Source organism: Acinetobacter sp. FY683 (genome assembly GCF_059515885.1).
Genome location: NZ_JCAKNA010000002.1, coordinates 98,769 through 118,936, shown reverse-complemented (window position 1 = coordinate 118,936; position 20,168 = coordinate 98,769). Strand labels below are relative to the sequence as shown.

Genomic DNA, 20,168 nt, shown 5'->3' with positions numbered 1-20,168 from the left:
TATGATGATTTTGACAGATAAAAAACCACGTGTGACGGTTGAAGGAATTTTAACTTCGGAAGAAATTCATGACATCGAACACCACATTGGTCACTATCCGTACCCACGTGCTGCATGTTTAGATGCATTGAAGTGTGTACAACGCCGTAATGGTTGGGTAGATGATGCGCAAATGAATGCAATTGCTCAAATGTTAAGTATGACAGTTGCCGATTTAGAGGGTGTTGCTACTTTCTATAACCGCATTTATCGCCAACCTGTAGGTCGCAACGTAATTTTATTATGTGATTCAATTGCATGCTTCTTAATGGGCGCGGAAACTTTAGCAGAAGCTTTTCAACGCGAATTAGGTATTTCATTTGGTCAAACAACCGCTGATGGTCGTTTCACTATTTTACCAATTTGTTGTTTAGGTAACTGTGACAAAGGTCCAACCTTAATGATTAATGAAGATACCCACGGTTTAGTGGAAGTTTCTTCAGTTAAACAGTTATTGGAGAAGTATGTATGAATACTGAACCAAAACCAATTTATGGCGACGGCAACCCAGAAACTCACCCATTAACATGGCGCTTGAGTAAACAGGAAGCAGTACGCAGTGCAGACGATTACGAAGCTTTAGAAGGTTATGCAGGCTTTAAAAAAGCATTAGGCATGAAACCTGCTGAAGTACTAGATGTAATTAAAGCTGCAACTGTAAAAGGTCGTGGTGGTGCAGGTTTCCCAGCGGGGATTAAATGGTCATTGATGGCGCCAAATGATGGTGGTCCTCGTTACCTAATCTGTAATGCCGATGAAATGGAACCAGGTACTTTTAAAGACCGTTTGTTGATGGAAAAGCTTCCACATCAATTGATCGAAGGTATGTTGATTGCAGGTTATACGCTTGAAGCAACACAAGGTTATATCTTCATTCGTGGTGAATACATCGAAGCTGCTGCTTATTTAAATGAAGCATTAGAGCAAATTCGTGCAAAAGGTTACTTAGGTGAAAACATCCTAGGTACTGGTTGGAACTTTGATTTACACGTACATACTGGTGCGGGTCGTTATATTTGTGGTGAAGAAACTGCATTAATTAACTCGCTTGAAGGTCGTCGTGCAAACCCTCGTACTAAACCACCATTCCCACAAGTTGCTGGTGCTTGGGGTCGTCCTACTATCGTAAACAACGTAGAGACGTACAACAACTTACCTGCAATTATGCTTCGTGGTCCTGAATGGTACATCGGTTTATCTGAAGGTAAGTCGAAAGATCCAGGTACGAAAATTTACGGTGCATCAGGTAAAGTTAAATTCCCAGGTTTATGGGAACTTCCATTTGGTACAACTGCGCGCGAAGTGATTGAAGATCATGCCGGTGGTATGCGTGATGGTTTAACGCTTAAAGCATGGTTACCAGGTGGTGCTTCGACTGACTTCTTGGCTGCTGAACATATCGATTTACCAATGGATGCGGAAACAATCATGAAAGCGGGTTCTCGTTTAGGAACTTGTTTGTTGATGGTTGTTGACCAAACTCAATGTATGGTTTCGGCAACACGTAACTTAGAAGAATTCTTTGCACGTGAATCTTGTGGTTTCTGTACACCATGTCGTGATGGTTTACCTTGGGCTGTTAAAGCGCTTAAAGCACTTGAAGATGGCACAGGTAAGAAAGAAGATATCGATCACTTACAAGAACTAACTCGTAAGCTTTGGATTGGTAAAACTTTCTGTGCTCACGCACCAGGTGCGATGGAACCGCTTATGGGCGCACTCAAACATTTCCGTGGCGAATTTGAAGCAAAAGTAGTGAATGCTGCTGCTCAAATTAGCAACGTAGAACAAGCTTAAGGAATTCGACTATGGCTACAATTCATGTCGATGGCAAATCGTATGAAGTCGATGGTTCAGAGAACTTGCTACAAGCATGTTTGTCTTTGGGTATTGATATTCCATACTTTTGTTGGCATCCATCCTTAGGTTCTGTCGGTTCTTGCCGTCAATGTGCTGTGACCCAATATGCGAACCCGGAAGATACACGTGGTCGCTTGGTTATGTCATGTATGACGCCTGCGTCTGACAATACCTATATTTCGATTGAAGACAAAGAAGCAAAAGATTTCCGTGCTTCTATTGTTGAATTTTTAATGACAAACCACCCACACGACTGTCCAGTATGTGAAGAAGGTGGTCATTGTCATTTACAAGATATGACTGTGATGACACAGCATGATCGTCGTCGCTACCGTTTCACAAAACGTACGCATTACAACCAAGAGCTAGGCTCATTCATTTCTCATGAAATGAACCGTTGTATCGCATGTTACCGTTGTGTTCGTTACTACAAAGATTATGCTGGTGGTACAGACTTTGGCGTGTATGCAAATGCTTCACGTGTTTACTTTGGTCGTCCAGAGTCAGGTACTTTAGAATCTGAATTCTCTGGTAACTTGACTGAAGTATGCCCAACAGGTGTATTCACAGATAAAACTCATTCTGAACGCTATAACCGTAAATGGGACATGCAGTATGCGCCAAGCGTATGCCAAGGCTGTTCTTCAGGTTGTAACATTTCACCGGGTGAGCGTTATGGCGAATTACGTCGTGTAGAAAACCGTTTCAACGGTGAAGTAAACCAATACTTCCTATGCGATAAAGGTCGTTTCGGTACAGGTTATGTGAATAATGCTGATCGTCCTCGTCAACCACAATTCCGTAATGGCGATAATGTAACTACAGTTTCTGTAGATCAAGCGCTTGATACGGTAATTGAAAATATCCAAGGCAAAAAAGTATTGGGTATTGGTTCACCACGTGCATCTCTTGAATCGAACTTCGCACTTCGTGAATTAGTAGGTCAAGAAAACTATTCAACAGGTATGTCTCAAAAAGAACAAAGCCTTGTTGAATTAGCTGCTTCAATTATGCAAACAGAGGGTGTTTATAACCCTGGTATGCGTGAAATTGAAAGCTATGATGCTGTGCTAATTCTGGGTGAAGACTTAACGCAAACTGCGCCACGTATGGCTTTATCTGTTCGCCAAGCTGCGAAAAATAAAGGCAAAGAAATGGCTGCGGAACGTCGCACGCAAGAATGGTTGGCAGAGCCTGTACAACGTATTGCTCAAGATGCTAAATCTCCTATTTACATTTTAGCTGCAACGCAAACACGTTTAGCTGATGTTGCTGCAGGTGAAGTTGTTGCTTCTCCTAACGATATCGCACGTTTAGGTTTTGCTATTGCTGCTGGCGTGAAAGGTGAGGCGATTCTTGGTCTTGATGAAGATACGAAAGCATTTGCTCAAACCATTGCTGACACATTAAAAGCTGCGAAAAAACCATTGATTATCTCTGGTACAAGCTTACAAGATGCTGCAATTATGGAAGCTGCTGCACAAGTTGCACAGAACCTTGGTAATGCAGGTCTTACATTGACTGTTCCTGAAGTGAACTCAATGGGCTTAGCAATTTTAGGTGGTAACAGCTTAGAGCAAGCATTTGCACAAGATTATGATGCAATTATTGTTGTTGAAAATGACCTTTACCGTCGTTTACCAGCGAAACAAGTAGATGCAGCTTTAGCAAAAGCGAAAGATGTTATTGTGCTTGATCATGCTGAAACAGCAACTGTGAAGAAAGCATCTGTTGTTCTTTCTGCTGCAAGCTTCGCTGAAGGTGATGGTACTGTTGTATCGCAAGAAGGCCGTGCACAACGTTTCTACCAAGTGTATGACCCAAGCTACTACAAACCTGAACTTGCAATCAAAGAATCTTGGCGCTGGTTACACGCTTTAGAAACAGGCGTGAAAGGCAAAGCGATTTCTTGGACTGTTCTTGATGATGTGATTGAAACAGTTGCGAAAAACGTACCTGCTTTAGAAGCAATTCAAGATGTAGCACCAGATGCTGGCTTCCGTGTACATGGTCTTAAAGTTGCGCGTGAACCACGTCGTTACTCAGGTCGTACATCTATGCGTGCGCCATTGTCTATTCATGAGCCTAAACAACCTACGGATAAAGATTCTGCATTAACATTCTCTATGGAAGGTTATGTAGGTAATCAAACTCCATCTCCGCTTGTACCATTTGCATGGTCTGCAGGTTGGAACTCTCCACAAGCTTGGAACAAATTCCAAGATAAAGTGGGTGGCTCATTGAAAGGTGGTGATTCAGGTATTCGTTTATTTGATCGTTTGGCTAAACGTCCTGCGCGTACTTTTGTAGCTCCAGCACCTGTGCTTGTGAATGCTGAAAGTTTCCGCCTTGTACCTATGCATCATATCTTTGGTTCTGGTGAATTTACTGTTAAAACACCTGCAATGGAATCGCGTATTCCTGATGCGGTATTTGCAGTAGGTGAGCAAGATGCTGCACGTTTAAATGTGAAAGATGGTCAAACAATTACTGTTAAAGCAGGGGAAACTTCAATTGTTCTTCCTGTGCAAGTAATTGAATACTTACCAACAGGTTATATTGGTTACCCAATTGGTCTAGCACCAACGGTATCTCTTGCAGAGCCTGTTTCAGTCGCGGTAGGAGTGTAATTCATGGAACAAGAATTAATCCGTCAAACGCCGATTTGGGCTGAAAACTGGCCAATTGCCTATTCAGTTCTGCAAGCGATTGTAATCTTACTTGTTGTCGTATTGATTGCAGCTTTGATGTCGTTTATTGAGCGTCGTTTACTGGGCTTATGGCAAGACCGTTATGGTCCGAACCGTGTAGGTCCAGGTGGTATGTTCCAGATTGTTGCCGACATGCTTAAAATCATGTTCAAAGAAGACTGGACACCAAAATTCGCAGACAAATTAACATTCCGTATGGCTCCAGCAGTTGCGATGGCAACTGCGGTGCTATCGTTCATGGTTATTCCTGTATCACCTTATTTAGGTGTTGCAGATATGAGCATTGGCTTATTGTTCTTTATGGCAATGGCGGGTATTGCAGTATATGCAGTACTTTTCGGTGGTTGGGCATCAAATAACAAATATGCGTTGCTTGGTGGTTTACGTTCTGCAGCTCAAACTATTTCTTATGAAGTATTCTTGGGTATTTCACTTATGGGTGTGGTTGCAATTGCAGGCTCATTCAACATGCGTGAAATTGTAGAAGCTCAAAAAGATGTTTGGTTTGTAATTCCTCAATTCTTAGGTTTCTTAATCTTTGTGGTTGCAGGTGTTGCGGTAACTCACCGTCATCCATTTGACCAACCTGAAGCTGAACAAGAATTGGCAGAAGGTTACCACGTAGAATACGGTGGTATGAAATGGGGTATGTTCTTCGTTGCAGAATATGTAAACGTTGTTCTTATTTCAGCACTGATCGTAACTTTGTTCTTTGGTGGTTGGTTAGCGCCATTCAACTTAGATATTCCATTCATTCCAGCTGCGTTCTGGTTCATTATTAAAACAGCATTCTTTGTAATGATGTTTGTATTGGCACGTGGTTCATTAATGCGTCCACGTTATGACCAAGTAATGAATTTTGGTTGGAAAATTTGCTTGCCATTGGCATTGGTAAACCTTTTGGTTACTGGTGCTGTGATTCTAATGAATCAGGCCTAAGACAGCAGGGAGAATAAAATGTTTAAGTTTCTAGCTGGATTTGGGTCAATCGTTCGTTCGTTATTCATGGTATTTAGCCATGTGACACGTAAACGTGACACCATTTTATATCCGGAAGTGAAAGCTGAAGATATCGTACCGCCACGTTTCCGTGGTCGTATCGTGTTAACACGTGACCCAGATGGTGAAGAGCGTTGTGTTGCTTGTAACTTATGTGCGGTTGCTTGCCCAGTAGGTTGTATTTCACTACAAAAAGCAGAAAAAGAAGATGGTCGTTGGTATCCGGAGTTTTTCCGTATCAACTTCTCGCGTTGTATTTTCTGTGGTATGTGTGAAGAAGCATGTCCAACGACTGCAATTCAAATGACACCTGATTTCGAATTAGGTGAGTATGTGCGTCAAGACCTTGTATATGAGAAAGAAAACTTACTTATCTCAGGTCCTGGTAAATATCCTGACTATAACTTCTACCGTGTAACAGGTATGGCTGTTGCTGGTAAAGATAAAGGTCAAGCGCAACGTGAAAGTGCGCCAGTTGATGTACGGAGTCTATTACCATGATGTGGCCATTTTACTTGATGGCACTTGTGGCCATTGTCTCTACAGTTCGTGTTGTAACAAACACGAACCCGGTACACGCTTTACTAAGCTTGATCGTATCATTACTTGCTGTTGCAGGTATGTTCATGATTGTTGGTGCACCATTTGCTGGTGCGCTTGAAATTATTGTTTATGCTGGCGCGATCATGGTGTTATTCGTGTTCGTGGTGATGATGCTTAACCTTGGTCAACATACCGTTGAGCAAGAAAGTAAATGGTTGGCATCATCTGCATGGGCTTATCCGGCATTAATGAGTTTCTTAATGGGCTTGTTACTTGTTTGGATGCTTGGTTCAGACTACACACAAAGTGTAGCGCTTATGGGACAGGAAATTGTTGGTCCTAAAGCGGTTGGTCAAGCGCTCTTTACTCACTACCTATTATTGGTTGAAGTTGCCGCAATGTTATTGTTAGCTGCATTAGTTGCTGCTTTCCATATCGGTAAACGTGATCCAAGTGCTGAAGAGGAAAAAGAATAATGGGCCACATCCCTTTAGAACATGGTTTGATCGTTGCGACCATTCTTTTTGCACTTGGTTTTTACGGTGTAATGGTTCGACGCAATCTATTGTTTATTTTAATGAGCCTTGAAATCATGATGAACGCTGCTGCTTTGGCGTTTGTATTGGCAGGTAGTGCATGGGCACAACCAGATGGTCAAATCATGTTCATCTTGATCTTAACGCTTGCTGCGGCAGAGGCGTGTATCGGTCTTGCGATCGTGCTTCAGTTTTACCATCGCTTCCATCATTTGGATGTGGATGCTGCTAGTGAGATGCGCGGATGAGTTATTTATATTTAACAGTATTATTTCCGCTCATTGGTTTTATCCTTTTAGCGGCAGGACGTAACAAACTTCCTGAAAATATTGCAGCAATTATTGGTGTAGGTTCTGTTGGACTTTCAGCTTTATTTGCACTTATTGCTGGTGTCGACTTTGTAAATAATGGCTCGGTAGCAACAACTCAGTACCTTTGGACTTGGTTCAATGTTGCAGGTTTTGCACCAGAATTTAGCTTACATTTAGACGGTCTATCATTATTGATGATGGGCATGATCACAGGTGTGGGTTTCTTAATTCACATCTTTGCATCATGGTATATGCGTGGTGAAGAAGACTTCGCACGTTTCTTCTCATACTTCAACTTATTCGTAACAAGCATGTTGCTTCTTGTATTAGGCGACAACTTAGCATTGTTATTCTTGGGTTGGGAAGGCGTTGGTCTTTGCTCATACTTGCTTATTGGTTACTACTACCAAACACCTGCAAACGGTTTTGCTGCAATTAAAGCATTCACTGTAACTCGTGTTGGTGATGTATTCTTACTGATCGCATTGTTCTTGTTATATCAACAATTCGGTACGTTAAATACACAATTTATTGTAGATAACGCTGCAAATGTGATGACACAAAGTTCATCTATTACCATTTGGACAGCTTTAATGTTGTTCTTAGGTGCTGCTGGTAAATCTGCTCAAATTCCATTGCAAACTTGGCTTGCAGATGCGATGGCTGGTCCTACACCAGTATCTGCATTGATCCATGCTGCAACAATGGTTACAGCAGGTGTTTACCTATGTTGCCGTATGTTCTCAGTATTTGAACTTGCGCCAGAAGTGATGTTATTCATTTCTATTACAGGTGCGGTGACATTGTTGGTTGCTGGTTTTGCTGCATTGGTTCAAACAGACATCAAACGTATTTTGGCGTACTCAACAATGAGTCAGCTCGGTTATATGTTTATGGCTGTTGGTGCTGAAGCGTACCAAGCTGGTCTATTCCACATGCTTACTCACGCATTCTTCAAGGCATTATTATTCTTGTCTTCAGGTGCGGTGATTCTTGCTTACCATCACGAACAAAACATTTTCAAAATGGGTGGTTTGTTCAAGCGTAATAAATTCTTATTTGCTTGTTTCGCGATTGGTGGCGGTGCATTGGCAGCGATTCCATTCTTAACAATTGGTTTCTTCTCTAAAGATGCAATCTTAGCTGCAGTTTGGACACAAAGTCATATTGCAGGTATTCCACTTTACAACTGCTTATATTGGGCAGGTGTTGCTGGTGCATTCTTAACGTCTATTTATACATTCCGTTTAATTTGGGTTGTATTCTTTGGCGAAGAGAAAACTGCATACCATGAAATTAAAGGTGTAACTTACTGGTTGCCTTTATCAATTCTTGCTGTGCTTTCTACTGGTGTTGCAATTGTATTGAAAGCACCTGTAATGAGCATTCTAGATGCTGCTCACATTCCTGCATTTATTATTCCTGAAGCTTTAGAAGCAGGTGCACATGGCGCTGAATATGTCGCTACTGCAATTGCACTTACAGGTTTAGTGGTTGGTATTATCTTATTTGCTTTTGCATACAAAGCAGTTCAAGCATTTACACGTACTTGCTTGGGTGCTGGTCTGGTAAATATCTGTCGCAATGCGCTTGGTTTCGATGCGTTATATGACCTTGTGTTTGTAAAACCATATTTGTTCTTCGCGAAGCTTGTTGGTCGTGATCCAATTGATGGTTTGTGGTTAGTACTACCAGCTATTGTGAAAGGTGGTAATAGCTTTACAAGTTCACGTCAAACAGGTTCTTTACGCGAATATGCATCAAGCATGGCTTTAGGCATTATTGTGTTATTGATGATTTTGATCGTGACTCAGGTTGTGGGGAAATAAGATGGAAATCACAAACAATTGGATTTTACCCGCACTGATCCTTGTACCGTTCATTGCAGGTTTTGCATGTTGGTTAGTTGATAAGCTTGATCAACACTTACCGCGTTACATCGCACTCATTGGTATGATTGTAACTTTAATTCTCACTCTTGTGCTTTGGGCACAAGGTGGGTATGACTTTAGTTTACAACAGACTCCTACATGGGCTGCAGAATTCAACCTACCTTGGATTCAAAGCCTTGGCATTAACATTCACTTAGCCGTGGATGGTCTTTCACTTCTTATGGTGGGCTTAACTGCATTACTTGGTATTCTTGCAGTAGGTTGTTCATGGGGTGAAATTCAGAAGAATGTTGGCTTCTTCCACTTAAACCTTTTATGGTCATTAGGTGGTGTAATTGGCGTATTCTTAGCAATTGACTTGTTCTTATTCTTCTTCTTCTGGGAGATGATGCTAGTACCTATTTACTTCTTGATCGCACTTTGGGGTCATTCAGGAGCAAATGGTAAGTCACGTGTTTATGCTGCAACTAAATTCTTCATTTATACACAAGTTGCTGGCTTGATTATGTTGATTGGTATTTTAGGTCTTGTGATCTTTAATGCGATTGCTGTAACAGGTCAAATTAGCTTTGCCTATAATGATTTATTACTTGCTGCTCATTACTTAGAAGCAAACTTCCCAGCTTTAGCGTATGGCTTCATGGTGTGTTTATTCATCGGTTTTGCGGTAAAACTTCCAGTTTTCCCATTACACGGTTGGTTACCAGATGCACATGCTCAAGCGCCTACAGCGGGTTCTGTTGACCTTGCAGGTATCTTAATTAAGACTGCTGCTTACGGTTTACTTCGCTTCGTAATTCCATTCTTCCCAGCGGCTTCTGCACAATTTGCAGATATCGCAATTATTTTAGGTTTGGTTGGTATTTTCTACGGTGCTTGGTGTGCATTCCAACAAACAGATATGAAACGCTTACTTGCGTATACATCTATTTCGCACATGGGCTTCGTATTACTTGCAATTTATGCAGGTAACCTTCTTACGTTCCAAGGCTTAATGATTATGATGTTGGCACATGGCTTGTCATCTGCTGCATTGTTCATTATGTGTGGTCAAGTGTATGAACGTTTAAATACACGTGATTTACGTTTGATGGGTGGTCTTCGTGGTCAATTCCAATATTTACCATTCTTCTTAATGTTCTTCGTTGCTGCACTTGTGGGTATACCAGGTTTAGGTAACTTTATCGGTGAATTCCTGATTCTTATGGGTTCATTTGCTAAGTTCCCAGTATTCACAATTATTGCTGCTATAAGCTTAGTGTTTGCAGGTCTTTACGGTTTAATCCTGATTCACAAAGCATTATTTGGTACGCCAAATGAAGAGCAGAAACAACATTATGCAAGTCCGTTAAAAGACTTAAATGCGCGTGAAGTTGTTATTCTTCTAGTATGTGCTCTTGGTCTTGTATGGCTTGGTCTCTTCCCACAAACATTCCTTGATATTTCAAATTCAAGCATGGCGTGGTTAGCTAATAGCTATATCCCAGTTCAAGAAGTCGTTGAAGTTGTTGAGCAAACAACTATTCAACTTGAAAATGTGGGGATCCAATAAGTCATGAACTTCACAATGTCATTTTCTGAGCTTATGCCATTGGCTCCTGTGATGATCGTAGCGTTGACTATGATCGTCGTGATGATTCTCACCGCAATTAAACGTAATCATGATTTAATTGCGACAGCTTCAGTGGTCGGTTTAAACCTTGCTGTAGTTTTAATTTTATTCACAATGTTTGGTGGCTCATTTGCGCCATCAAACGTGATGGGCATGTTTATGGTTGATCCATTTACGATGCTTTATCAATTGTTAATTTTAATTGCAGCACTTGCTTGTTGTACTTTATCTCATGCTTATATTGAGACTTATAAAGATCAACGTGAAGAACTCTATATCTTAATGTTGGGCTCGGTAACGGGCGCAATGTTAATGGTTGCAAGTTCAAACTATGCTTCGTTCTTCATTAGCCTTGAGTTAATGTCGATTCCTGTATACGGCTTATTGGCGTATACGCATCAGCGTTCTAAATCTTTAGAAGCAGGTGTGAAGTATCTTGTACTTTCAGCTACAGCTTCTGCAATGTTGTTAATGGGTATGGCGTATATTTATGCCTACACAGGTTCATTATCATTCTATGATTCTGTACAAACATTATTGCAAAATCTACATCAACCACTTGTGTTGATTGGTATCGCATTCATTATCTTTGCTGTTGCATTTAAATTATCTCTTGCTCCATTCCATAAATGGACACCAGATGTTTATGCAGGTGCTCCAGCACCAATTGCAACATTCTTAGCAACAGCTGCGAAAGTTGCAACAATTGGTTTGTTTGTACGTTACTTACTTTCTTCAGGCGCAATTGCAGTTCAATCAGTAGTTACACTATTAACTATTATTGCTGTGTTATCTATTCTTGTAGGTAACTTCCTTGCAGTTCGTCAAGTGAACTTAAAACGTATTTTAGCTTACTCTTCAATTGCTCATTTTGGTTACTTGTTAATTGGTTTAATTAGCTTAACGTTTGCTAGCCTTGGTAATGTATCTGTTTATGTTATTACTTATGTATTAACAACAATTGGTGCGTTTGGTGCGGTAGCGCTTATGTCTAGCCCATATAACAATACAGATGAGGCTGAAAGTCTTGCTGAGTACCGTGGTTTATTCTGGCGTCGTCCAGTATTAACTGCTGTATTAACAGTAATGATGTTATCACTAGCAGGTATTCCATTAACTGCGGGCTTCATTGGTAAGTTCTTAGTTGTTATGGCTGCGGTAACAGCTCAACATTGGTTCCTTGCTGCAATGATCATTGTGGGTTCAGGTATTGGCTTGTACTACTACTTACGTGTAATTATCGTAATGTACATGACTCCACCAGAAAACCCACGTATTGATGCTGTAGATCACTGGGGTCAAAAAGTGGGTGGCATCATGGTATTGTTAGCAACTTTAGCGGTATTGGTGATTGGTATTTATCCAGATCCAATTATTAGCTTGGCTGTACAATCTGAGATTCTTTCTCCATTACATATGATGATGAGTTCACGTTAATCTACGTAAAAGATCGACATAATTAAAAAAAGCCTCCAAATTGGGGGCTTTTTTATTTTTTCCTAAGACAAAATGCCTTTATAATGGTAAAAATTTATTTACCATTTTAGGTGTTCTCCCGTGGCTATCCATGAAATTCAACATCCATTAATTCGACATAAACTTGGTTTGCTTCGACGTGCTGAAATTAGCACTAAAAACTTCCGTGAGCTTGCTCAAGAAGTAACAATGTTGCTAACTTATGAAGCAACAAAAGACTTACCAATGTGTGATCATGAAATTGAAGGTTGGGCTGGTCCAGTAACAACTCAGCGTATTGCAGGTAAAAAAATTACAGTTGTGCCAATTTTACGTGCTGGTATTGGCATGTTAGATGGTTTCTTAAATTTAATTCCAAGTGCTAAAGTTTCTGTTCTTGGCTTAGAGCGTGATGAAGAAACTTTAGAAGCACGTACATATTATAAAAAATTAGTACCAGATGTTCAAAACCGTATTGCAATGATCATTGATCCAATGCTAGCAACAGGTTCATCTTTAGTTGCTGCAATTGATGTATTGAAAGCAAGTGGCTGTAAAGATATTCGCGTTATGGTTCTTGTTGCAGCACCAGAAGGTATTAAGCGTGTTGAAGAAGCTCATCCAGATGTTGTGATGTTTACTGCTTCTATTGATGATGGTTTAAATGAAAATGGTTATATTGTTCCTGGTCTTGGTGATGCAGGCGATAAAATCTTTGGTTCAGTACAAAAAGATTAATTCTGAATATGAGCAAAAAGAGGCTTTTTAGCCTCTTTTTTTATATACTGATAGAAGTGTGATTTGTTTTAAGGTGTGAGTGATGTCTGAGCAATATAAAGGCAAAATAATAAAGTTTGATCCTGAAAAAGGATTTGGATTTATTTCATCTTCTGAGGGTGATATTTTTTTTCATATTTCAGATTTTCCGACAGAAACTGAACCCAAAAGAAATGATAAGGTAAAATTTGAAGCAGTAAAGAATGGTGATAAGTTTAAAGCTGTGAAAATTGAACGTTTGGAAGATTTGTCAAAAAAGGCAAAGAAATCTAAAGTAGCGACACACAATAAATCAATTACATCTGCATTATTATCAGATTTCCGTAAATAGACGTATATTTACTCAATAAAATTTGAAAATAATGAGTATTAAAAGAGGCATAAAGCCTCTTTTTTTATTAGAATAATGAGAAAATTCAACCAATAAGAGTTAAGCATGCTTAAAGAGGGGACCGTTAAAACCTATAATTCAGAAAAGGGATATGGTTTTATAGAAGTAAAAGGAAATACAAAAGATATTTTTTTTCATATTAATGATATGCCAAATAAGAAAATTGAACCTGAAATAGGTGAGACAGTTTATTTCCAAATTAGTGAAGAAAATGGAAAGTTGAAGGCAATTCATCTTAATCGAATCGATATTAAAGTAGAGAGTGAAAGCTATACGCCTCAGAGTCGATCTGTTCTAGAAAAGCGACCAGATATAAAACATCATTCTTCAAAGGGAGGATCGTTGTTTACTACATTTGGATTAGTGGTAATTTGCGTATTGGGGTATTTTGTTTATGAAAAATATCAAAATTATAAATTAGAACAAAACCCTCAAGAGCAGGTTCAGACTGTTATTTATCAACAGGCAAGTAATAAAAATTCTACAAATCAATTTAGCTGTGATGGTCGTCAGCATTGTTCACAAATGCGTTCTTATGAAGAGGCCGTATATTTTTTAAGAAATTGTCCTAATGTAAAAATGGATGGTAATCATGATGGTATTCCTTGTGAAAGACAGTTTGGTCGTTAATTAAAAAGCATAATGAATATTTCATAAAAAAGTGCCTCTAGAGGCACTTTTTTATGTGTAGATATTTAGTTATTGATCGCAATATTTCATAAATGCTTTTAGACCAGGACCTTGGTATTTTTGACGATGAACAAGCATAAATAATGGACGAGTTAATTGCCAAAATGGTGTGTCTAAAATGACAATTTGTTGCTTTTCAAGTAAGGGTTCAATCGCAAGTTTAGAAATACATGACATACCTAAACCGCCTGCAACAATTTTTAAAATGGCTTCGTTATGCCCTAAGGTTAAACGAATATTTGCATCGGGTAGGTCTTTTAATATGGCATTGTCGAACACTTCACGTGTACCAGAACCTTCTTCACGTAAAATCCACTGAACATCTTTAAAGTCGTTAATGGTTAAAGCACGATTTAACTTTGCTAATGGATGATCTGGTGAGCAACATACGGCTAGCTCATCATCACGCCAATGAATACATTGAAGTTGTGGTAAGTGGCACGAACCTTCAATAAGCGCTAAATCGAGTTGGAACTGATTTACAGCTTCAATCATTTGACGCGTGTTACCTACTTGAAGTTGTAGGTGAGCTTGAGGCTGAACTTTTAAGAAGTTCGCCATAAGATCAGGCATTAAATAATCACTAATGGTGAGAGTTGCACCGAGTCTTAAATCAATACTTTGAAGCTCACCTTTTGCTGCTTGTTCAAAAGCATCACAACGACCTAAAATTTCTAGAGCTTGTGGAAGCAAAAAACGACCTAAATCATTGAGTTGTAATCTTTTACCTAAGCGGTCAAACAGTGGAGCACCTAAGCCATCTTCTAGATCTGCTAAAGCCATACTTGCAGCACTTTGAGTGAGCTTAACGGCATCACTAGCTTTAGTGACTGTACCTTCCTGAGCGACTGCTACAAAAACAGCCAATTGGCGTAATGTCATGCGCATGGGTTGAGCCTTAACATATAAAGTTATTCACAAATTATAACGCCATGCTAACATGAGCATAGTCTTTCATGCCACGTACAAATCATGTCAATTGAGAAATTTAGTCTAGAAAAAGTTTTATCTGTACATCGTTGGACCAATACACTCTTTAGTTTCACTATGACACGGCCATCTCATTTTAAATTTACGGCAGGTCAATTTGCTCGTATTGGTTTAAAAGTTGGAGATGAATTGGTGGTTCGTGCATATTCTGTTGTTTCATCACCTTTTGATGAAACATTGGAGTTCTTCTCGATTGTTGTTCCTGATGGTGCATTTACATCGAACTTACAACATTTAAAAGTAGGCGATGAACTTTATTTAGAAAAAATTCCTTATGGTTATTTAACCCTTGCACGTTATCAACTGCCTTTGCCACAAGATTTATGGCTATTGGGAACAGGTACAGGTTTAGCACCATTTATTTCTATGCTTCAAGATTTTGAAACATGGAAAAATTATAAAAATATTAATTTGGTATATAGCGTACGTACGGCATCAGAACTGGCTTATGCAGAACGCATTCAAGAAATTGCTGAAACTTTTGGTGAAGGGCATACAGGTTTTAAGTTTACGCCAATTATTACGCGTGACCCAGAAGCACCTTTACATGATCGTTTACCTGTACTTATTGCAAATGGTGATTTAGAAAAAGCTGTTGGTTTAGGGCTTAATCCTGAAACCACGCATATTATGCTTTGTGGTAACCCACAAATGGTTGAAGACACAAAAGAAGCATTAAAAGCGCGTGGACTGACCATGAACCGTCGTGGAGAAGGGAATATTGCAGTAGAGAATTATTGGTAATACCTTTGAACCCCTCCTTTGAAAAAGGAGGGGTTGGGTGGATTCTATTGGCTATATTTATTCAGAATCGAGTCCCTCCCAACCTCCCTTTAAAAAAGGGAGGAGTTCTGAAAATAAAAAAACCTCCAATAAGGAGGTTTTTTGTTGAATACATTTTAATGTACAAACATATCCATAAATTCGCGAAGTTCGTGAATAGCAGTTTCTACATCTGTTGTTAGCCATGTAGGCTCAAATATCCCCATGTAATGTTCTAAACGATCATGTGGAACAACTAGACGAATTGGACATTCTTCTTCAAGTAAACGCCACGGAATAATAGGAACTTCATTATCTAAAAATGACACAATATTTCGAATATCGATAACCATCGCATTAATACATTCTGGGAATGGCATTACAGAAAGCTCTTCTGTACGACGACGAAAATATTCAAGATCGCCCCATTTTAGAATATAAGAAGGTTTATTAAACTCGATAATACCAATTAAGTGTTGGTCACGAGTGTAGTGCAATGAACATTGATGTGTGACGTCAGTGTCTAGATCAAGCGTTACACTTTGCTGACGATACGCCATATAACTCTTAAAGTGCATAAATTGGGCACATAGTATAGCTCATATTTCAAGGTAACACGCACATATCTGTTGATCGAACGAGCATAGATCACTTTTAAGGATGATTCGAAAATAATAATTGTTATTGAAATGAAAAATATATTAGTTTAAATATTATACAAAACAATATAAGAATCATTTGATCAATAAGGACCGAATATGGCAAAGAAAAAACCGAATAATTGGTTTGCACCAATTGTGATCGCTGGGCTAACAGTAGGGCTTCTTGCAAGTGCATATAAGTTCATTTTTGCAAATGAAAAGCTAGAAATAGAAAAAGATCTAAGTCAAAAAGGAGAAAATAAAGGGCAAGAAAAGTAAAAAAAATGGTCTATTTTGTTTATTGTAAATAATGAGAATTTAATAATATTTACATGTTAGTACTGTATTTTTATTAAACATATAAATTTTAAAATAATAGGAATTTATAAAATGGGGATTTTAAAAATGATGAATATACAAATTAAGAAGACACATACATTCACTTCACCACCTTTACATATTGTAAAAGCGGTAGAAAAAATGGATTGCACACTTCAGCGTGTGAAGAATGCAAGAAATGTAACTTTATTTAGAACAGATTATTTAGAGTAATCTAATTTAACACTTCATAAAATTAAACATATTCCGATGCGGCATGTGCTGAAGACCATGCCCATTGGAAGTTAAACCCACCTAAATGTCCTGTTACATCTAAAATTTCACCTACAAAATACAAGCCTTTTTGCTTTTTACTTTCCATTGTTTTAGATGAAACCTCAGTTGTATCTACACCACCTAAAGTCACTTCTGCTGTTCTGTAGCCTTCAGTTCCAGATGGTTTTACTTCAAAAGCATGCAAGCGTGATGCAATGTGTTCAAGTTTTTCATCGCTAATATTGGCAATTGAGATTTCTGCTTGTTCAGCCCAAATCAGTTGCTGTAATTCTGCTACAACACTTTTCGGGAAATATTCTGAAAGTAATGTACGCAATAAAACTTTGGGTTGGCTTTGCTTTTTCGCTTTGAAAAAATCTTTTAGATCGATTGAAGGTAAGAAGTCAATTTTGAAACTTTGACCTGCATCCCAATAATTAGAAAGTTGTAGTGAGCTAGGGCCACTTAAACCACGGTGCGTGAATAATAAAGCTTCTGTAAAGCTATTTAAGTCATTTGAAAGCGTTGCTTCAACGGCATTACCGCTGAGGCGAGTGGTGACTTCCTTAAAACCATCTGTAAAGGTAAATGGCACAAGCCCTGCTCGAGTTGGATAAACATGATGACCAAATTGTTTGGCAATATCATAACCAATTGCAGAACCGCCTAAAGTTGGAATAGATAAACCACCTGAAGCGACAACAACAGACTCTGCTTGGAAATAACCAATATTGGTCGCAACTTGAAAACCTTGATCATCTAGAGCATTTACTGCTTTTACTTCGCAGTTGGTTTTAATGTCGACTAAACCTGTTTTGTCACATTCTGCCAAGAGCATCGCTAAAATTTCTTTTGCACCATTTTGGGTAAATAATTGCCCATGTTTGCGCTCTTCATATTCAATGCCGTACTCGCAAACCATGCCAATAAAATCCCAATTGGTATATCGAGATAGGGCAGAAATTACGAAATGTGGATTATGCGAAATAAAGTTAGATGGCTCTACATATAGATTGGTAAAGTTACATTTACCCCCACCTGACATTAGAATTTTTTTACCTACTTTATTAGCTTTTTCAACGACAACGACTTTACGCCCACGTTGAGCTGCCATATATGCCGTCATTAAACCAGATGCACCAGCACCTAAAACTAAGACATCATACTGATTAGAAGACATGACAAACTCACAGGAGATAAAAGCAGGGCATTATAGACAATTTTACGCTGTTTTTCAGACTTATTCTGATTTAAGCCGACCTTGTAAGCCACCTGTATGAATTGCCAAAATTTTTGTGGATGGAGCAATGTGTTTTTGTTGAATCATTTTAGAAAGACCCAATAACATTTTTGCGGTATAGATGTGTTCAAGTGGAATTGAAAATTCATTTTCAAAGTTTTGTATAAAACTTAAAAGTTCAGGAGTCGTTTTTGCATAGCCACCACAACAAAATTCATCGGTGATTTGCCAATTAGTTTTTTGAGTTCTTGTTTGAACATCTTGAGTTAAAAAATTACCTTTTAATGCAGAAAAACCAAGTACGGTTTGATGTTGAGCACTTGATTCGATAATGCCTGTAATTGTGCCACCTGTACCCACAGCACAACAAATTAAGTCAAAATTTTCACGATCAGCTTCAGTTAAAATTTCCTTACAGCCTTGAATAGCAAGATCATTTGTTCCGCCTTCAGGAATAATATAATAATCAGGATATTGTTGTTTCAGCTCAGCAAGGAAATTAGAGGAATCTTTTAAGCGATATTGTTCACGAGAAATGAACTTTAATTGCATATCAAAATCTTGTGCTGTTGTTAAGGTTGGATTCAATGCTTTATGTGCAAGCTCTTCGCCACGAATAATTCCAACACTTTTAAAACCAAACTGATGAGCTGCAAAAGCAGTTGCTGCAATATGATTTGAAAATGCACCACCAAATGTTAATACACCTGAGTAGCCTAAGTTTTTTGCTTCTAAAAAATTATATTTGAGTTTAAAAAATTTATTGCCTGAAATTGCAGGATGAATCAAATCTAGACGTTTTATGGTTATAGATATGCCGTGTATTGAAATATGTTGTTCTGGAATATTTTCTGCAATTTCATTAAACATAAAAATAAAAGCTTTGGTTGTATAGCAAATAATATTAGCGATAAATCACAGCATAAAGAAATGTATTTGACGGAGGAATAATAGTATAAAAATAAAATGTTTGTTTTTTAATCAATAATGCTATGCTGATTAGAAAGGAATTAAAGAGGGATTTGCTATGAAATATACAACCCTATTTTTGACATGGTTTACCTTACTCAGTTTGACCGCATGTGATACGCAAACTTCAGGACAACAGCAGCAAATAGAAGCACGCACCATGATTATTGGTGGTGTTCCTGCACACGATAAAGATTATAAACTTTCACCATCCACGACATTAAACGAAAAGCTTAAATAGTTATTTAAAGTTGCAATGTTTTTTATACGTAGAGTATTTGGGTTAGTGATTTATCAAGAAAAAAAATGATGAAATTCATGAAAGTATTCTTTTGAAGATGAGCTTATTTTTTAGAAATATAGGTTTAAACAAGTTAAGTGTATTGTTATTTCATGAAAGTTCAATTAAGTAGTGAATAATTCTGTAGTTTTACAAAAATAATGCTAAAAACAGGGAGATATTTCACATTGTAATATGTAAAATTGCTTCGGAATTTTAATATGTAGGTGTTTCTGTGGAATCATTTTGGATTTTGGGCTCAATTGCCTTTGCTTTAATGCTAGGTGCAATGAGTCCTGGACCGACTTCGATTTATGTTGCAAAAAATGCAATTGCAATTTCACGTAAACATGGTTTATTTACAGCTATGGGCACTGCTACAGGTGCAGCAATTTTTGGTTTACTTGCTGTGCTTGGTTTACAGGCATTTTTATTGGCTGTTCCATCTGCATATTTATTATTGAAAATTTGCGGTGGTTTATATTTGTTGTGGATGGCATTTAAAATTATTAAACATGCCAAAGAACCTATTGAGTCAAATGACGATATGACAAAGCAAATGTCTTTACGTCGTGCATATACTACGGGCTTAATTACGCAATTATCAAATCCTAAAACTGCCATTATTTTAGCAAGTATTTTTACTGCATTATTACCTAAAGAAATCCCATTTTATTTCAACTTTGCATTGCCTATTTTATGTTTCTTTATTGATGCTGGGTGGTGTTCATTGGTGGCAGTTGCATTATCTGCTGAGAAACCGCGCCGTGTGTACTTAAAGTTTAAAGCAGGTTTTGACCGTGCAGCAGGTGCTGTAATGACCGTACTTGGTTTAAAACTTATATTCGGTATGAAGTAGTTTTATTAAAAAGTATG

At 38.4% G+C, this 20,168-nt stretch carries 22 protein-coding genes; 18 read left to right on the top strand and 4 right to left on the bottom strand.

What is annotated here, in order from left to right:
- The first annotated feature begins 1 nt into the window (after position 1).
- The 13 genes from nuoE to AC5YDH_RS01525 all read left to right on the top strand — a co-directional run bounded on the left by nuoE (position 2) and on the right by AC5YDH_RS01525 (position 13,756).
- Positions 2–511 (top strand): NADH-quinone oxidoreductase subunit NuoE, encoded by a 510-nt coding sequence (gene nuoE, locus AC5YDH_RS01585; RefSeq protein ID WP_496116517.1) that lies wholly within the window; start codon positions 2–4, stop codon positions 509–511.
- Entirely contained in the window at positions 508–1,836 is a 1,329-nt protein-coding gene (gene nuoF, locus AC5YDH_RS01580; RefSeq protein ID WP_496116515.1) for an NADH-quinone oxidoreductase subunit NuoF, read from the top strand. The genes nuoE and nuoF overlap by 4 nt, the downstream gene beginning before the upstream one ends.
- Before the next feature lie 11 nt (positions 1,837–1,847).
- Entirely contained in the window at positions 1,848–4,529 is a 2,682-nt protein-coding gene (nuoG, locus tag AC5YDH_RS01575) for an NADH-quinone oxidoreductase subunit NuoG (RefSeq protein WP_496116514.1), read from the top strand.
- Between the two features lie 3 nt (positions 4,530–4,532).
- The gene (gene nuoH / locus AC5YDH_RS01570) at positions 4,533–5,549 is read left to right on the top strand and encodes an NADH-quinone oxidoreductase subunit NuoH (RefSeq protein WP_496116513.1); all 1,017 of its coding nucleotides are present in this window, start codon (positions 4,533–4,535) and stop codon (positions 5,547–5,549) included.
- Positions 5,550–5,567: 18 nt separating this feature from the next.
- Positions 5,568–6,110, top strand: a complete 543-nt coding sequence (gene nuoI, locus AC5YDH_RS01565) for an NADH-quinone oxidoreductase subunit NuoI (protein WP_496116512.1) — start codon at positions 5,568–5,570, stop codon at positions 6,108–6,110.
- Positions 6,110–6,628: an NADH-quinone oxidoreductase subunit J gene (gene nuoJ, locus AC5YDH_RS01560; RefSeq protein ID WP_496116601.1), complete on the top strand. Its 519-nt coding sequence runs from the start codon at positions 6,110–6,112 to the stop codon at positions 6,626–6,628. The genes nuoI and nuoJ overlap by 1 nt, the downstream gene beginning before the upstream one ends.
- Positions 6,628–6,936: an NADH-quinone oxidoreductase subunit NuoK gene (gene nuoK / locus AC5YDH_RS01555; protein WP_154772525.1), complete on the top strand. Its 309-nt coding sequence runs from the start codon at positions 6,628–6,630 to the stop codon at positions 6,934–6,936. Before nuoJ ends, nuoK begins: the two co-directional genes overlap by 1 nt.
- Positions 6,933–8,828 carry an NADH-quinone oxidoreductase subunit L gene (gene nuoL, locus AC5YDH_RS01550; RefSeq protein ID WP_496116511.1) on the top strand — a complete coding sequence of 632 codons (1,896 nt, stop codon included), beginning with the start codon at positions 6,933–6,935 and terminating at the stop codon, positions 8,826–8,828. Before nuoK ends, nuoL begins: the two co-directional genes overlap by 4 nt.
- Positions 8,829–8,835: 7 nt before the next feature.
- A complete protein-coding gene (gene nuoM / locus AC5YDH_RS01545; protein WP_496116600.1) occupies positions 8,836–10,443 on the top strand; it encodes an NADH-quinone oxidoreductase subunit M in 1,608 nt (535 codons plus the stop codon).
- 3 nt (positions 10,444–10,446) lie between these two features.
- A complete protein-coding gene (nuoN, locus tag AC5YDH_RS01540) occupies positions 10,447–11,940 on the top strand; it encodes an NADH-quinone oxidoreductase subunit NuoN (RefSeq protein WP_496116510.1) in 1,494 nt (497 codons plus the stop codon).
- 120 nt (positions 11,941–12,060) lie between these two features.
- Complete coding sequence (upp, locus tag AC5YDH_RS01535; protein ID WP_496116509.1) at positions 12,061–12,696, top strand: uracil phosphoribosyltransferase; 636 nt, start codon at positions 12,061–12,063, stop codon at positions 12,694–12,696.
- An 82-nt stretch (positions 12,697–12,778) separates the two neighbouring features.
- Positions 12,779–13,066 carry a cold shock domain-containing protein gene (locus tag AC5YDH_RS01530; RefSeq protein ID WP_496116508.1) on the top strand — a complete coding sequence of 96 codons (288 nt, stop codon included), beginning with the start codon at positions 12,779–12,781 and terminating at the stop codon, positions 13,064–13,066.
- A gap of 105 nt (positions 13,067–13,171) precedes the next feature.
- On the top strand, positions 13,172–13,756 hold the full coding sequence (locus AC5YDH_RS01525; RefSeq protein WP_496116507.1) for a cold shock domain-containing protein: 585 nt from the start codon (positions 13,172–13,174) through the stop codon (positions 13,754–13,756).
- 69 nt (positions 13,757–13,825) lie between these two features.
- Here AC5YDH_RS01525 and gigC read toward each other — a convergent pair whose 3' ends face one another.
- Positions 13,826–14,704 carry a LysR family transcriptional regulator GigC gene (gigC, locus tag AC5YDH_RS01520; protein WP_496116506.1) on the bottom strand — a complete coding sequence of 293 codons (879 nt, stop codon included), beginning with the start codon at positions 14,702–14,704 and terminating at the stop codon, positions 13,826–13,828.
- 84 nt (positions 14,705–14,788) lie between these two features.
- Between gigC and AC5YDH_RS01515 the strand changes: the two genes are divergently transcribed.
- The gene (locus AC5YDH_RS01515) at positions 14,789–15,550 is read left to right on the top strand and encodes a ferredoxin--NADP reductase (RefSeq protein WP_496116505.1); all 762 of its coding nucleotides are present in this window, start codon (positions 14,789–14,791) and stop codon (positions 15,548–15,550) included.
- A gap of 155 nt (positions 15,551–15,705) precedes the next feature.
- On the opposite strand, the gene AC5YDH_RS01510 is transcribed toward AC5YDH_RS01515, so the two are convergent.
- On the bottom strand, positions 15,706–16,128 hold the full coding sequence (locus tag AC5YDH_RS01510; RefSeq protein ID WP_496116598.1) for a hypothetical protein: 423 nt from the start codon (positions 16,126–16,128) through the stop codon (positions 15,706–15,708).
- A gap of 198 nt (positions 16,129–16,326) precedes the next feature.
- Here AC5YDH_RS01510 and AC5YDH_RS01505 point away from each other — a divergent pair, with 198 nt between their 5' ends.
- Positions 16,327–16,488 carry a hypothetical protein gene (locus AC5YDH_RS01505; protein WP_496116504.1) on the top strand — a complete coding sequence of 54 codons (162 nt, stop codon included), beginning with the start codon at positions 16,327–16,329 and terminating at the stop codon, positions 16,486–16,488.
- A gap of 126 nt (positions 16,489–16,614) precedes the next feature.
- A complete protein-coding gene (locus AC5YDH_RS01500; protein WP_496116503.1) occupies positions 16,615–16,761 on the top strand; it encodes a hypothetical protein in 147 nt (48 codons plus the stop codon).
- Between the two features lie 22 nt (positions 16,762–16,783).
- Here AC5YDH_RS01500 and AC5YDH_RS01495 read toward each other — a convergent pair whose 3' ends face one another.
- Positions 16,784–17,983, bottom strand: coding sequence for a BaiN/RdsA family NAD(P)/FAD-dependent oxidoreductase (locus AC5YDH_RS01495; RefSeq protein WP_496116502.1), 1,200 nt, complete (start codon positions 17,981–17,983; stop codon positions 16,784–16,786).
- Between the two features lie 60 nt (positions 17,984–18,043).
- Positions 18,044–18,913, bottom strand: coding sequence for a 1-aminocyclopropane-1-carboxylate deaminase/D-cysteine desulfhydrase (locus tag AC5YDH_RS01490; protein ID WP_496116501.1), 870 nt, complete (start codon positions 18,911–18,913; stop codon positions 18,044–18,046).
- 157 nt (positions 18,914–19,070) lie between these two features.
- Between AC5YDH_RS01490 and AC5YDH_RS01485 the strand changes: the two genes are divergently transcribed.
- Positions 19,071–19,253, top strand: coding sequence for an NF038215 family lipoprotein (locus tag AC5YDH_RS01485; protein WP_496116500.1), 183 nt, complete (start codon positions 19,071–19,073; stop codon positions 19,251–19,253).
- Positions 19,254–19,527: 274 nt separating this feature from the next.
- Positions 19,528–20,151 (top strand): LysE family translocator, encoded by a 624-nt coding sequence (locus AC5YDH_RS01480; protein WP_496116499.1) that lies wholly within the window; start codon positions 19,528–19,530, stop codon positions 20,149–20,151.
- Positions 20,152–20,168 lie beyond the last annotated feature (17 nt).